The organism is Caulobacter sp. P1_B12_2 (assembly GCF_056406675.1).
Genome location: NZ_JBFTZS010000108.1, coordinates 1 through 13,150 on the forward strand (window position 1 = coordinate 1; position 13,150 = coordinate 13,150).

A 13,150-nucleotide genomic window follows, 5' to 3' on the forward strand; every position below is an offset into this window, starting at 1 on the left:
CTCTATCAGATCCTGGCCTCGAAGGCCGATCCGATGGCCCCGCCGGCCGGCCCGCGCATCACCGCGCTGCTGACCGAGTTCGACGCCCTGGGGAAGGAAACCAAGGCTCTTTCCGGCAAGTTGCCCGCCTCGGAGCGTCCCAAGATCGACTCCTTGGTCAAGCAGCTCGACGAGTGCCGCAGCGCCATCGACACGGTCAGCGGCATGATCGACGTCGACATCGGCATGGCCAACAGCTTCGCCGGCAGCTTCGAAGACACCTACGTCAAGATGGCCTCGCAGCTGCAGAAGGTCGTTGATGACGCCGCCGGCCGCGCCACCAAGCAGGCCGCCAAGCGTCAGGCCGAAGCCGCCGCCGCGATGAGCGCCACGATCATCATGTCGGTGATCACCCTGCTGGCGGTCGCCGGTCTGGCCTTCATGACCGTCATGACCACCCGCAAGTCGATCGGCGACATCGCCGGCGCCACCGAGAAGCTGTCCAAGGGCGACAATACGATCGACCTGGAGAAGATGACCCGCGGCGACGAGCTGGGCGCCATCGTCCGCTCGCTGAAGGTCTTCCGCGACAACCAGATCCACCTCGAGCAAATGCGCGCCGAGCAGGAGAAGAACGCCGCCCTGACCGCCGAGGAACGCCTCGCCAAGGAGGAGGCCTCGGCCGCCGCCGCCCGCGAGAACGCCCTGGTGGTGTCGTCGCTGGCCGAGGCGCTGGAGCACCTGGCCAAGGGCGACCTGACGTTCCGCGTCCAGGCCGACTTCCCGGGCGACTACCGCAAGCTGAAGGACGACTTCAACGCCGCCATCACCCAGCTGCAGGAAACCATCAAGGTCATCGCGGCCTCGACGGACGGCCTGCGCACCGGCGCCGACGAAATCGCCCATGCCTCGGACGACCTGTCGCGCCGCACCGAGCAGCAAGCCGCCTCGCTGGAAGAGACCGCCGCCGCCCTGGACGAGCTGACCGCCACGGTGCGCCGCACCGCCAGCGGCGCCAAGCAGGCCTCGGAAGTCGTTTCCAGCACCCGCGGTGAAGCCACTCATTCGGGCCAGGTCGTGCACGAGGCCGTCTCGGCCATGGGCGCCATCGAGGACTCGTCCAAGCAGATCAACCAGATCATCGGCGTGATCGACGAGATCGCCTTCCAGACCAACCTGCTGGCCCTGAACGCCGGCGTCGAAGCGGCTCGCGCCGGTGACGCCGGCCGCGGCTTCGCGGTCGTGGCCCAGGAAGTCCGGGCCCTGGCCCAGCGTTCCGCCGAAGCGGCCAAGGAGATCAAGACGCTGATCTCGTCCTCGACCCAGCAGGTCAGCCAAGGCGTCAGCCTGGTCGGCCAGACCGGCGAGGCCCTGCAGCGGATCGTGGTCAAGGTCGGCGAGATCGACGCCCTCGTCACCGAGATCGCCGCCTCGGCCGCCGAACAGGCGACCGGCCTCAACGAAGTGAACACCGCCGTCAACCAGATGGACCAGGTCACGCAACAGAACGCCGCCATGGTCGAGCAATCGACCGCCGCCACCCACTCGCTGAAGGGCGAGACCGGCGAACTGGTGCGCCTGATCGGTCGCTTCCGGGTCGGCGACGGCCGTCAGCAGACCGCCTCCTACGAGCGTCCGCAAGTCGCCGACGCCCACCACCACGCCCCCGCCGCCAATCCGGTGGCTGAACAACGCGCCCGCCTCAACGCCTTCGCCCGTCCTGGACGCGGCGGAGCGGCGAGGGGGGGCCCCCCCGCCGCCCGCCCCACGGCTGGGAGGAGTTCTGATGTCGACAGCGATCGCCCTGCCCGAAACCCTTGATCTCAAGGCGTCGGGACCGCTCAAGCAGGCGTTCGTCGAACGCCGAGGCCAGGACATCGAGGTCCATGCCGACCAGGTCCGCCGTCTCGGTGGTCTGTGTCTGCAGGTCCTGCTCGCCGCCCGCAAGGCTTGGGCCGAGGACGGCAAACCTTTTCTGATCACCGCGCCTTCCGAGGCGTTCGTGGAAACCATCCGTCTGTTCGGGGCCGAAGGGGCTCTGCTGCAGACTGAATTTCAAGGAGCTGCATCGTGACGCGTACTGTCCTCACGGTCGATGACTCGCGTACGATGCGGGACATGCTGCGCATGGCCCTCGCCGGCGCCGGGTTCAATGTCGTCGAAGCCGTCGACGGCGAACACGGGCTGGAAGTGCTGTCCGCCCATCGTCCGGACGTGATCATCACCGACATCAACATGCCCAAGCTGGACGGCTTCGGCTTCATCGAGGCGGTGCGGGTCGACGACGACTATCGCGCCATCCCGATCCTGGTGCTGACCACCGAAAGCGACCCCAGCAAGAAGCAGCGGGCTCGCGAAGCCGGCGCGACGGGCTGGATCGTCAAGCCGTTCAATCCCGAGAAGCTTGTTGAGGCGATCCGCCGCGTCGCGGCTTGATGAATCAAGTGCTTTAGGTACTGAAATACCTTTGTAGGAAGTCGGGGAATGGACGAGCTAGAGGCCATCAAGGTCACCTTCTTTCAGGAATGCGAGGAACTGCTCGCCGATCTGGAAGGCGGTCTCCTGGCTATTCAGGACGGCAACGACGACAGCGACACCGTCAACGCTGTCTTCCGGGCCGTGCACTCGATCAAGGGTGGGGCAGGCGCCTTCGGCCTGGAGCCGCTGGTGCGTTTCGCCCACGTGTTCGAGACCCTGCTCGACGCCCTGCGCTCGAACGAGATCCCCGGCACGCCGGACCTGACCGCTCTTCTGCTGCGCGCCTCCGACGTGCTGGCCGACCATGTCAGCTCGGCCCGCGGGCTGGGCGTGGTGGACATGGACGCCTCGGCCGCCATGGCCGCCGAGCTGAAGGCCGTCACCGATCCCAACGCCGCCCCGGTTCCGGCCGTGGTCTCCGGCGCACCGGCGGACGAGGCTCCTCAATACGTTGACGCAGCTCCGATCGTCATCGGCGCCGAAGACGGCATGGACGACGACGACCTGGGCTTCGACTTCCAGCCCATGACCATCAGCCTGGACGCCCAGGCCGAGGACGCGGCCGTACTCGACGGCAATGTCTGGACGGTGTCGATCCGTCCGAAGTCGGACCTCTACCGCAAGGCCAACGAAACCGCCCTGCTGCTGCGCGAACTGAGCCGCCTGGGTCCGATCCAGGCGACCCTGGACGACAGCGCCCTGCCGACCCTGGAATTCCTCGACGCCGAAGCCGCCTACATCACCTGGAGCGTCCGGGTCGAGACCGAGGAAGGCGAAGAGGCCATCCGCGAAGTCTTCGAATTCGTCGACGGCGACTGCGACCTGGAAATCACCCGCGGCGAAGCCCCCGTGGCCGACGTTCTGGCCGGCCTGCTGGACGTCGCGGCCCCCGAGCCCGAACCCGTCTTCGAAGCCGCGCCGGCTTTCGAAGCGGCCGTGATCGAAACCCCCTTCGAAGCGCCGGTCGCCGTCGCTCCGGTGGTCGAGGCCGTCGCTCCGGCGCCCGCTCCCGTCTCCGCCCCGGCTCCCGCCACGCCGCCGGTCGCCGCCAACGCGCCGGCCGCCGCCAAGCCGGCCCAGATCGACGTGCCCGGTCCTGGCCAGTCGGTGATCCGCGTCGATCCCGAGCGCATCGACCACCTGATCGATCTGGTCGGCGAACTGGTCATCAACCAGGCCATGCTGGCGCAACGCGTCGGCGAATACGGCATCGCCCCGTCCTCCAACCTGGCCATGGGTCTGGATGAGCTGGAACAGCTCACCCGCCAGATCCAGGACAGCGTGATGGCCATCCGCGCCCAGCCGGTGAAGTCGGTGTTCCAGCGCATGCCGCGTCTGGTCCGCGAAGTCGCCAACATGACGGGCAAGCAAGCCCGCCTGGTGATGGACGGCGAGAACACCGAGGTCGACAAGACGGTCATCGAGCGTCTGGCCGATCCGATCACCCACATGCTGCGCAACGCCATCGACCACGGGCTGGAAAGCCCCGAGGATCGCAAGGCGGCCGGCAAGAATCCCGAAGGCGTCGTGCGCCTGGCCGCCCTGCATCGCAGCGGCCGGATCGTCATCGAGGTCCAGGACGACGGCCGGGGCATCAACCGCGAGCGGGTGTTGTCGATCGCCGTCAACAAGGGCCTGATCTCGCCGGACCTGACCCTGACCGACGAAGAGATCGACAACCTGATCTTCCTCCCGGGCTTCTCGACCGCCGACAAGATCTCGGACGTCTCGGGTCGCGGCGTCGGCATGGACGTGGTCAAGCGTTCGGTGCAGGCCCTGGGCGGCCGCATCTCGATCTCCTCGCGTCCCGGCCTGGGCTCGACCTTCACGCTCAGCCTGCCGCTGACCCTGGCCGTTCTGGACGGCATGGTGGTCGACGTGGCCGGCGAGACCCTGGTCATTCCGCTGGCCTGCATCGTCGAAAGCCTGCGGCCCAAGGCCGAGGAAATCCGGCCCCTGGGCCCCACCGGTTCGGTCCTGGCCGTGCGCGACAGCTTCGTGCCGCTGATCGACGTGGGCCTGACCCTGAACTATCGCAGCAAGTCGCCGTCGGCGACCGAGGGCGTGGTGCTGCTGGTCGAAGGCGAGGACGGCTCGCGCGCCGCCCTGGTGGCCGACGCCATCCACGGGCAACGGCAGGTGGTCATCAAGTCGCTGGAGCAGAACTACCAGCAGGTCGAGGGCGTCGCCGCCGCGACCATCCTGGGCGACGGCCGGGTGGCTCTGATCCTGGACGTCGACGCGGTGATCAATCTGCGCCGCCGCGGTCCGCCGCTCCCGTCCGACCCCACCCTCATCGCCGCGGAATAGCCCGATGACCGAGCACCACACCACCCCCAGCGCCGAGACCCGCGAACTGATCTCGTTCCGCGTGGGTGACCAGGAATACTGCGTGGACATCATGGCCGTCCGCGAGATCCGCGGCTGGAGCCCGGCGACCACCCTGCCGCAATCGCCCGCCTACATGCGCGGCGTGATCAACCTGCGCGGCGCGGTCCTGCCGATCATGGACCTGGCCGCCCGCATCGGCATGCAGACCACCGAGCCGAACGTGCGCAGCGTGTTCATCGTGGTCCAGGCCGGCGACCGCACGGTCGGCCTGCTGGTCGACGCGGTGTCCGACATCCTGTCGATCACCGACGACATGTGCCAGCCGACCCCGGACATCGCCTGCGAAAACGTCCGCCACTTCGTGCGCGGCATCATTTCCATCGAAGGACGGATGATCAGCGAGATCTCGCTGGATCGCCTGCTCCCCGAGCGAGAGGCCCTGGCCGCCTAGATGACCGCACCCCCGACCTCCTTCACGGATCGCCGCGAGGCCCTCGTCGATGGCGAGTTCGCCTTCACGAGCGCCGACTTCAAGCGGATCGCGGCCCTGCTGTACGATCAGGCCGGCATCAGCCTGCCCGACAGCAAGGCGACGCTGGTCTATTCGCGCCTGGCCAAGCGCCTGCGCACCCTGGGCCTGAAGACCTTCGCCGAGTACTGCACGTTCGTCGCGCAGGACGGCAATGTCGACGAGCAGCAGCACATGCTGCGGGCCCTGACGACCAACGTCACCCGGTTCTTCCGCGAGCCGCACCACTTCGACGACCTGCGCGCCAACATCCTGGAGCCCATGGCCGACAAGGTCCGGGCCGGCGGGCGCCTGCGCCTGTGGTCGGCGGCCAGCTCGTCGGGCCAGGAACCCTATTCGATGGCGTTCACGGTGCTGTCGGTGTGGCCCAACGCCGCCGATCTGGACATCCGGATCCTGGGCACGGACATCGACACCAACGTGCTGGCCACCGGTCGCGCGGCTGTCTACGAGGAGCAACTCCTCGAGGGCATTCCCGCCAACATGCGCGGCCAGTATTTCGAGCGCGACGCCAGCGACCGCCGCAGCTTCCGGGTCTGCGAAGCCGCCCGCCAGATGGTGGCGTTCCGCGAGCTGAACCTCAACGGCCCCAGCTGGCCGATGAAGGGCCCGTTCGACGCGATCTTCTGTCGCAACGTGGTGATCTATTTCGACGAGCCCACCCAAGAGCGGGTCTGGCAGCGCTTCGCGCCGCTGGTCGCTCCGGGCGGCAAGCTCTATGTCGGCCATTCCGAACGCGTAGGTGCCTCCATTACCGCTTTTGAAAGCGCCGGCCTGACCGCCTATCGCAAGGTGGGACGCTAATGGCCAGAATTCGCGTTCTCGTCGTCGATGACTCCGCCACCATGCGGAGCCTGATCACGGCCGCCCTGACCCGTGACCCCGAGATCGAAGTGGTCGGCGCCGCCGGCGACCCGTTCGAGGCCCGGGGCATGATTAAGGCCCTGAACCCCGACGTCGTCACCCTCGACATCGAGATGCCGAACATGAACGGCATCGAGTTCCTCGAGAAGATCATGCGCCTGCGGCCGATGCCGGTGGTCATGGTCTCCAGCCTGACCCAGGCCGGGGCCGAGATGACCCTGCGCGCGCTGGAGCTGGGCGCGGTCGACTGCGTGGGCAAGCCCACCAACGCGACCGGCACCGCCGAGGCCCTGGCCGAAGTGGCCGACAAGGTGAAAGCCGCCGCCCGCGCTTCGGTGCGGACCAAGGCCGACGCCGCGCCGGCGACTCCTCGCCGCCTGAACTACGTGCCCTCGGGCGACATCGTGGCGATCGGCTCGTCGACCGGCGGGGTGGAAGCCCTCCTGTCGATCCTGACCCAGTTCCCCGAGACCTGTCCGCCGACGGTGATCACCCAGCACATGCCGGCGACCTTCACCGCCAGCTTCGCCGCCCGGCTCGATCGGGCCAGCGGCGCCAAGGTGCAGGAGGCCGTCGWCGGCGCCCTGCTGGAGCCGGGCAAGGTCTATGTCGCTCCGGGCGGGGCGACCCATCTGGAAGTGGTTCGCTCGGCCGGGCTGCGCTGCCGCCTGGTCCAGGGCGACCCCGTCAGCGGTCACCGGCCCTCGGTCGATGTGCTCTTCAACTCGGTGGCCCAGGCCGTCGGGGACAAGGCGGTCGGGGCCATCCTGACCGGCATGGGCCGCGACGGCGCGCAGGGCCTGCTGGCCATGCGCAAGGCCGGCGCCAGGACGCTTGGCCAGGACGAGCAGAGTTGCGTCGTCTACGGCATGCCTCGTACGGCTTTTGAACTCGGTTCGGTGGAGAAGCAGGTCGCCCTGTCCTCCATGGGCCAAACCATTCTCGATCTGGCCTCCGCGAGGCGATGAACCCATGCCCCAAGCAAGCACCATTTCCGTTCTCGTCGTCGATGACCAGCTGACCATGCGGGCGTTGATCCGCAACGCTTTGCAGCAGATCGGTTTCAAGGACATCCGCGAGGCCCCCGACGGCGAGGAGGCTCTCAAGAACCTCCTGGCCAAGCCGGCCAACCTGGTCATCTCGGACTTCAACATGCCGAAGATGGACGGGCTGGCGCTGCTGCGCGCCGTGCGCTCGCACCCGCCGATCCGCCAGACGGCCTTCGTCATGCTGACCGGCCGGGCCGATCGCGAGCTCGTGCAGCGCGCCGTGCAGTTCGGCGTCAACAACTACTGCGTCAAGCCGTTCACGGTTCAGGGTCTGAAGGAAAAGATCGAACAGGTCTTTGGCCAGCTGACATGATGGGGCGAGACGCTTCCCTAGACGACGGTCCAGCGATCAAGGTCCACGTCACCCAGGGCGAAAGCCATGTGTCGGCGGACCCGCAGGTTGTCATGACCACGGTGCTGGGTTCGTGCATCGCCGCCTGCCTGCGCGATCCGACCACCGGCATCGGCGGCATGAACCACTTCCTGCTGCCCGACACCGGCGGCAGGGCCAACAACGACAATGGCGACGCGGTCCGCTATGGCGCCTACGCCATGGAGCTGCTGATCAACGGCCTGCTGAAGAAGGGCGCCCGACGCGACCGTCTCGAGGCCAAGATCTTCGGCGGCGGCAAGCTGTTCGACGGCCTTTCGGACGTCGGCGCCAGCAACGCCGAGTTCGCCGAACGCTTCCTGCGCGACGAAGGCATTCCGATCGTCTCGTCCAGCACGGGCGGCCTTTCGGCCCGGCGGGTCGAGTTCTGGCCGGCTTCCGGCCGGGTTCGCCAGCGCCTGGTCGCCGTCGACAACGCGCCGACCGAAGTCCGGCGTCCCGTCGCCCCCGCCCCCGCCGCCAGCAGCGGCGAACTGGAGCTGTTCTGACCCTATGACCGCCCAGCCGCGTGCCTTGCCTTACATCGACGAAACCCCCGGGCAGCTGCCCGTGGGCGAGCTTTCGCGTCGGCTGGCGGCGGAGCTGATGGCCGCGGCGGCGATCTGCCGCGACTGCGAACACATCGCCGGCGACCTGGCCGGCGGCGGCGCGGCGCTGGAAAACCTGTCGCGGCTGCAGGCCCTGGACGAGCTGAGCCAACGCCTGCACGGCTTGTCGGACGTCCTGGCTCGCATCGGCCAGCACGCCTCGGGCGAATGGAGCCTGGCCGTCGAGCCGCTGCTCGCGGGCCTGGGCCTGGCCGATCTGGTGGTGCGCCTCCGCGACGCCGAGAACCCAGCAGGCTGGGGCGCCGAAGCCGGCGAGCTCGACTTTTTCTAACCCATGCGCGAACCGCTTCACGCCTCGACCCGGATCAATCTCGAAAAGGTCGAGCTGCTGCTCGTCGACGACAGCGTTCCGTCGCTGAACCTGCTGTCCCAGGTGCTGCTGGGCTTCGGCATCACCAACCTGACGCGCGCTGACAGCGCCAAGGCGGCCCAGTCGCTTCTGCGCGAGCGCACCTTCGACCTGGTCATCAGCGCCACCAACATGGCCGGCGTCGACGGCTACGAGCTGGTCAAATGGCTGCGTCGCGGGGCCTTGGAGGCCAACCGCTACCTGGCCGTGATCCTGGTGTCGGGGCACACGCCGCCGTCCCAGGTGTTCAAAGGCCGCGACGCCGGCGCGAACTTCACGATCGCCAAGCCGATCACCCCCAAGATCGTCCTGGAGCGCATCCTGTGGGCGGCCAAGGAAGACCGCCAATTCATCGAATGCGGAACCTATCTGGGCCCCGACCGGCGGTTCAAGAACGATGGTCCCCCGGCCGGCGCCAAGGGGCGTCGCCGCGAGGATCCCCCACAGGCGCTTCGCCCGCCGGGCGCGCAGGCCCAGGGCGGGCCTGACGCCGAGAAAGTGAAACCATGACCCCCGTCCGTAAATTCCGCGCGCCCAACCGACTGTCTATGCTGGTCAGGGCCGACGGCGGCGTGATGGCCAAGGACGCCCTGGCGGCGGCCGACGCGGCGCTGGAGCCGCTGCGCGCCGAGTCGCTGGCGGTGCTCGACGCGGCCCTGGTCGAGATCGAAAGCCGGTTCGGGAAATCCGCCGCGGCCACCCGTGGGGCCAGCGCCTACCAGGACCTCTACACCCTGGCCCTGCGGATCATCGACGTGTCTGGCTTCCTGCCGGGGTCCTGCGTCGATCAGGCGGCGATCTCGTTCTGCGCCCTGGTCGACAACTGCGCCGAGGCCGGCGCATGGCGTTGGGACGCCATCGACGTCCATATCAACGCGCTGCGGCTTTTGCGCACCGCCGACCTGAACCCCGAGCAGCGGCGCGCGGTGATCGACGGGCTCAACAAGGTCAGCCAACGGCGTATCGAAGACATCTGAGACGGTTGGACCGAGGCCAAGCTTGGCCTCAATGTGGCCGAAACGACACGATCACCGCTCCGCTACGTTTCGCCACGCTCCAGCCATCTTGTGAATAACGGTTTCATTTGATACCGCTGACATTGCTACCGGTGTCAGGACAACATCGCACAACGATGTGACACCGGTGTCAAAAATGACGGTCAGACGCGGCCGCGCGGGAAGGAAGCGCGGACGCGATCTCGGCCGGCGATGCGAAAGCGTCGTTTAAGAAATGTGGTCACGGGAGGAGGATACATTGTCTCAGGTCTCTAAGCAGCGCGTTCGTACGCTGAAGCTCGGTGTTTCGAGCGGCGCCATGCTGATGGCTATGGCCCTGGCGGGAGCCGCTTCGGCGCAGCAAGCGCCGGCGCCCGCCGCGGTCGATGACACCGCCGTCGAAGAAGTGGTCGTCACCGGCTTCCGGGCCAGCCTGGCCAACGCCCTTGACATCAAGCGTCGCGAAAACGACCTCGTCGACGTCATCAAGGCGCAAGACATCGCCGATTTCCCCGACCTGAACCTGGCTGAATCGCTGCAACGCGTGCCGGGCGTGTCGATCGACCGCGACGGCGGCGAAGGTCGCACCATCACCGTCCGCGGCCTTGGTCCCGATTTCACCGTCGTTCGCCTGAACGGCCTGGAAGCCCTGGCCACCACCGGCGGCAAGGACGGCTCCGGCGGCGCCAACCGCGGTCGCCAGTTCGACTTTTCGATCTTCGCCTCGGAACTGTTCAACAGCGTCACCGTGCGCAAGTCGACCTCGGCGATGAACGAGGAAGGCTCGCTGGGCGCGATCATCGACCTGCAGGCCTCGCGTCCGTTCGATTTCAGCGGCTCGGCCATGAGCATGGGCGCCAAGATCGGCTGGAACGACCTGTCGCGGAAGAAAGACCCGCGCTTCACCTTCCTGGCCAGCAACCGCTGGGATACGGGCATCGGTGAAATCGGCGCCCTGATCTCGGTGGCCTACGCCGAGCGCAAGACGCTGGAAGAAGGCTCGTCGACCGGCCGTTGGGAAAACCCCAGCGTCGCCAACAACAGCTCGACCTCGTTCCCCTGCGCCGCCCCGGCCTACAACCCGGTCAGCGGCCCGGCCCTGACCTGCGCGCAGATCGGTTCGAACACCCCGAGCACGACCGCGCCAACGGCTGCGCCCGCCGGCACCGCCAACAACCTGTGGCACCCGCGCATCCCGCGCTACGGTCGTCTGCAGTACGATCAGAAGCGCTTGGGCGTGACCGGTTCGCTGCAATGGCGCCCGACCGAAAACTCGACCCTGACGTTGGACGCCCTGCTGGCCGAGTTCACCAACAATCGCGACGAGACCTATCTGGAAGTCATCTCGTTCAGCCGCAGCGGCCAGGGCCTGCCCCAGACCGACGTGGTCAACTTCACGGCCGACGACAAGGGCCACCTGATCAAGGGTACGTTCGACGACGTCGACGCCCGGGTCGAGTACCGCCACGACGACCTGAAGACCGAGTTCAACCAGTTCACCCTGACCTATGACACCAAGTTCGGTGAAGCCGGTCACCTGAACGTGGTCTACGGCCAATCGCGGTCGATCCAGGACAACCCGGTCCAGACCACGTTCTCGTTCGATCGCTACAACAGCGACGGCTACAGCTACGACTACTCGCAGAACGACAAGCTGCCGACGCTCAGCTACGGCTTCGACCCGACCAACCCGGCCAACTTCACCTACAGCGCCAGCAACGCGCAGGGCGACCCGTCGCTGCTGCGTCTGCGCCCGAGCAAGGCGGTCAACACCTTCAAGACCTTCCGCGCCGACGTCGACTACGAGATCCTGGACGGCTTCAAGCTGCGCTACGGCGGCGACTACAAGGAATACGGCTTCTCCTCGTTGGAGCAGCGCCTGTATTCCCGCAACCTGGCCACCACGGGCACCACCTTTACGGCCGAAGCGGGCTTCCCGCTGCCCGCCGGTGTCTCGATCGCCGACGTTTCGCGCCTGATCACCGGTTTCGGCCGCGGCCTCGACCTGCCGGCCGGCGTGCCGACCTCGTGGATCGCGCCCGACCTGGACAAGCTGAAGAAGGTCATCGGCTACGACTGTAACTGCATCAACGCCAACGGCGACTTCCGCCTGTCGGTGCTGAACCAGTTGGGCGCCCTGCGCTCGGTCACCGAGAAGGACACCGCCTTCTACATCCAGGGCGACTTCGACTACGACATCTTCAACATCCCGGTGCGCGGCAACCTCGGCGTGCGCTATGTGAAGACCGACCAGTCGGCCACCGGCCACTACAACTCCGGCAACACGACGGTCACCGTCCCCACCCCGATCGGCAATCTGTCCGAACAGGTCGCCACCGACGCGACCCAGACCGTGCAGCGCGAATACACCAACACGCTGCCGGCGCTGAACATCTCGGCTCAGCCGATGGAGAACTTCTTCATCCGCTTCGCCGCCGCCAAGGTGATGACGCGTCCGCAGTTGCCGAACCTGTCGCCTGGCTTCACCGCCATGAGCCAGCCTAACCAGACGCTGACGCGCGGCAACCCGGACCTGGATCCGATGCTGGCGAACAACCTGGACCTCAGCTTCGAATGGTATCCGGACAAGGAGACCCTGCTGTCGGCCGGCTTCTTCCAGAAGGACATCAAGTCCTACATCCAGCAGACCGCCGAGGTCATGCCCTGGTCTGAGACCGGCCTGCCCAACAGCCTGCTGACCAACACCAACACCCAGGCGACGCCGTTCACCGTGACGACGCAGGTCAACAGCCCGGGCGGCAAGCTGCGCGGCTTCGAATTGAGCGCCCAGCGTCCGTTCACCTTCCTGCCGGCTCCGTTCGACAAGTTCGGCGCGATCGTGAACTACACCCACGTCAAGAGCGACATCGACTACATCATCAAGGCGCCGACCTACGGCGGCACGCCGCGGGTCCAGACCGCGCCGGCGGTTCTGGTCACCCAGCCGCTGGTCAACCTATCGCCCGACGCCTTCAACGCCACGCTGTACTACGAGAACGGGCCGTTCAAGGCGCGCATCTCGGGCTCGTACCGCGACGCCTACCTGATCCAGGTCGCCCCCTCGGCGACCAACAACAACGACGTCCGGATCAAGGAAAAGACCTTCAACCTCGACAGCCAGGTCAGCTACGAACTGGGCAAGTTCACGGTCACCCTGGAAGCCATCAACCTGACGGACCAGGAAGACAGCAAGGTCGACGACTCCACACGCATGAGCTCGGAAGAGTACGTGCACTTTGGTCGCCAGTTCTATCTGGGCGTGAAGTACAAGTTCTAGGTCGCATTCCTCCCCGAAACGACCAAAGGGCGCTGGTGAAAACCAGCGCCCTTCTTTTTGTGTCGATCGATCGCCTCATCCCAAGTGTCGGGCGGGGCTAGGCGGGCCTATCGGCTAGGAACGCCGTCGATCCAGGTTTCGCGGACGGCGAAGGCCTGATCGAGCAACACCAGGTCGGCGGCCTGGCCGGCCCGGATCGCACCGCGCTCGCCCGCCAGGCCCAGGAAGGCGGCGGGGGCGGACGAGGCGATCGACACGGCGTCCTCCACCGACAGGCCCAGCATCGCCATGGCGTTGCGC

Annotated in this window: 13 protein-coding genes and 1 pseudogene; 13 read left to right on the plus strand and 1 reads right to left on the minus strand. The window is 67.0% G+C overall.

Annotation, left to right across the window (positions count from 1 at the left end):
- Positions 1-33 precede the first annotated feature (33 nt).
- The 13 genes and pseudogenes from AC1DZ6_RS08915 to AC1DZ6_RS08975 all read left to right on the plus strand — a co-directional run bounded on the left by AC1DZ6_RS08915 (position 34) and on the right by AC1DZ6_RS08975 (position 12,850).
- Positions 34-1,766, plus strand: a pseudogene (locus tag AC1DZ6_RS08915) (methyl-accepting chemotaxis protein).
- Positions 1,766-2,053 carry an STAS domain-containing protein gene (locus AC1DZ6_RS08920; protein WP_477096835.1) on the plus strand — a complete coding sequence of 96 codons (288 nt, stop codon included), beginning with the start codon at positions 1,766-1,768 and terminating at the stop codon, positions 2,051-2,053. Before AC1DZ6_RS08915 ends, AC1DZ6_RS08920 begins: the two are co-directional and overlap by 1 nt.
- A complete protein-coding gene (locus AC1DZ6_RS08925) occupies positions 2,050-2,415 on the plus strand; it encodes a response regulator (protein WP_028038734.1) in 366 nt (121 codons plus the stop codon). The genes AC1DZ6_RS08920 and AC1DZ6_RS08925 overlap by 4 nt, the downstream gene beginning before the upstream one ends.
- A gap of 48 nt (positions 2,416-2,463) precedes the next feature.
- The gene (locus tag AC1DZ6_RS08930) at positions 2,464-4,767 is read left to right on the plus strand and encodes a chemotaxis protein CheA (RefSeq protein ID WP_477096836.1); all 2,304 of its coding nucleotides are present in this window, start codon (positions 2,464-2,466) and stop codon (positions 4,765-4,767) included.
- A gap of 4 nt (positions 4,768-4,771) precedes the next feature.
- Entirely contained in the window at positions 4,772-5,239 is a 468-nt protein-coding gene (locus AC1DZ6_RS08935; protein WP_477096837.1) for a chemotaxis protein CheW, read from the plus strand.
- Positions 5,240-6,121 (plus strand): CheR family methyltransferase, encoded by an 882-nt coding sequence (locus tag AC1DZ6_RS08940; RefSeq protein ID WP_477096838.1) that lies wholly within the window; start codon positions 5,240-5,242, stop codon positions 6,119-6,121.
- The gene (locus AC1DZ6_RS08945; protein WP_477096839.1) at positions 6,121-7,149 is read left to right on the plus strand and encodes a protein-glutamate methylesterase/protein-glutamine glutaminase; all 1,029 of its coding nucleotides are present in this window, start codon (positions 6,121-6,123) and stop codon (positions 7,147-7,149) included. The genes AC1DZ6_RS08940 and AC1DZ6_RS08945 overlap by 1 nt, the downstream gene beginning before the upstream one ends.
- 4 nt (positions 7,150-7,153) lie before the next feature.
- Positions 7,154-7,543: a response regulator gene (locus tag AC1DZ6_RS08950; RefSeq protein ID WP_010918325.1), complete on the plus strand. Its 390-nt coding sequence runs from the start codon at positions 7,154-7,156 to the stop codon at positions 7,541-7,543.
- The gene (locus tag AC1DZ6_RS08955) at positions 7,543-8,109 is read left to right on the plus strand and encodes a chemotaxis protein CheD (RefSeq protein ID WP_477096845.1); all 567 of its coding nucleotides are present in this window, start codon (positions 7,543-7,545) and stop codon (positions 8,107-8,109) included. Before AC1DZ6_RS08950 ends, AC1DZ6_RS08955 begins: the two co-directional genes overlap by 1 nt.
- A 4-nt stretch (positions 8,110-8,113) precedes the next feature.
- Positions 8,114-8,500 carry a chemotaxis protein CheU gene (locus tag AC1DZ6_RS08960; protein WP_477096840.1) on the plus strand — a complete coding sequence of 129 codons (387 nt, stop codon included), beginning with the start codon at positions 8,114-8,116 and terminating at the stop codon, positions 8,498-8,500.
- A gap of 3 nt (positions 8,501-8,503) precedes the next feature.
- Positions 8,504-9,088: a response regulator gene (locus AC1DZ6_RS08965; RefSeq protein ID WP_477096841.1), complete on the plus strand. Its 585-nt coding sequence runs from the start codon at positions 8,504-8,506 to the stop codon at positions 9,086-9,088.
- On the plus strand, positions 9,085-9,555 hold the full coding sequence (locus AC1DZ6_RS08970) for a chemotaxis protein CheE (protein ID WP_477096842.1): 471 nt from the start codon (positions 9,085-9,087) through the stop codon (positions 9,553-9,555). Before AC1DZ6_RS08965 ends, AC1DZ6_RS08970 begins: the two co-directional genes overlap by 4 nt.
- 253 nt (positions 9,556-9,808) lie before the next feature.
- Complete coding sequence (locus AC1DZ6_RS08975) at positions 9,809-12,850, plus strand: TonB-dependent receptor (protein ID WP_477096843.1); 3,042 nt, start codon at positions 9,809-9,811, stop codon at positions 12,848-12,850.
- A 107-nt stretch (positions 12,851-12,957) separates the two neighbouring features.
- Here AC1DZ6_RS08975 and AC1DZ6_RS08980 read toward each other — a convergent pair.
- Positions 12,958-13,150: amidohydrolase family protein (locus AC1DZ6_RS08980; protein ID WP_477096844.1), on the minus strand; the 193-nt coding region annotated here is incomplete at its 5' end.

What these genes read in the sequence shown, in the direction of transcription:
- AC1DZ6_RS08920 (WP_477096835.1), top strand. Translation starts at nt 1,766, where the DNA reads ATGTCGACAGCGATCGCCCTGCCCGAAACCCTTGATCTCAAGGCGTCG.
- AC1DZ6_RS08930 (WP_477096836.1), top strand. Translation starts at nt 2,464, where the DNA reads ATGGACGAGCTAGAGGCCATCAAGGTCACCTTCTTTCAGGAATGCGAG.
- AC1DZ6_RS08955 (WP_477096845.1), top strand. Translation starts at nt 7,543, where the DNA reads ATGGGGCGAGACGCTTCCCTAGACGACGGTCCAGCGATCAAGGTCCAC.
- AC1DZ6_RS08960 (WP_477096840.1), top strand. Translation starts at nt 8,114, where the DNA reads ATGACCGCCCAGCCGCGTGCCTTGCCTTACATCGACGAAACCCCCGGG.
- AC1DZ6_RS08940 (WP_477096838.1), top strand. Translation starts at nt 5,240, where the DNA reads ATGACCGCACCCCCGACCTCCTTCACGGATCGCCGCGAGGCCCTCGTC.
- AC1DZ6_RS08975 (WP_477096843.1), top strand. Translation starts at nt 9,809, where the DNA reads ATGTGGTCACGGGAGGAGGATACATTGTCTCAGGTCTCTAAGCAGCGC.
- AC1DZ6_RS08935 (WP_477096837.1), top strand. Translation starts at nt 4,772, where the DNA reads ATGACCGAGCACCACACCACCCCCAGCGCCGAGACCCGCGAACTGATC.
- AC1DZ6_RS08970 (WP_477096842.1), top strand. Translation starts at nt 9,085, where the DNA reads ATGACCCCCGTCCGTAAATTCCGCGCGCCCAACCGACTGTCTATGCTG.
- AC1DZ6_RS08950 (WP_010918325.1), top strand. Translation starts at nt 7,154, where the DNA reads ATGCCCCAAGCAAGCACCATTTCCGTTCTCGTCGTCGATGACCAGCTG.
- AC1DZ6_RS08965 (WP_477096841.1), top strand. Translation starts at nt 8,504, where the DNA reads ATGCGCGAACCGCTTCACGCCTCGACCCGGATCAATCTCGAAAAGGTC.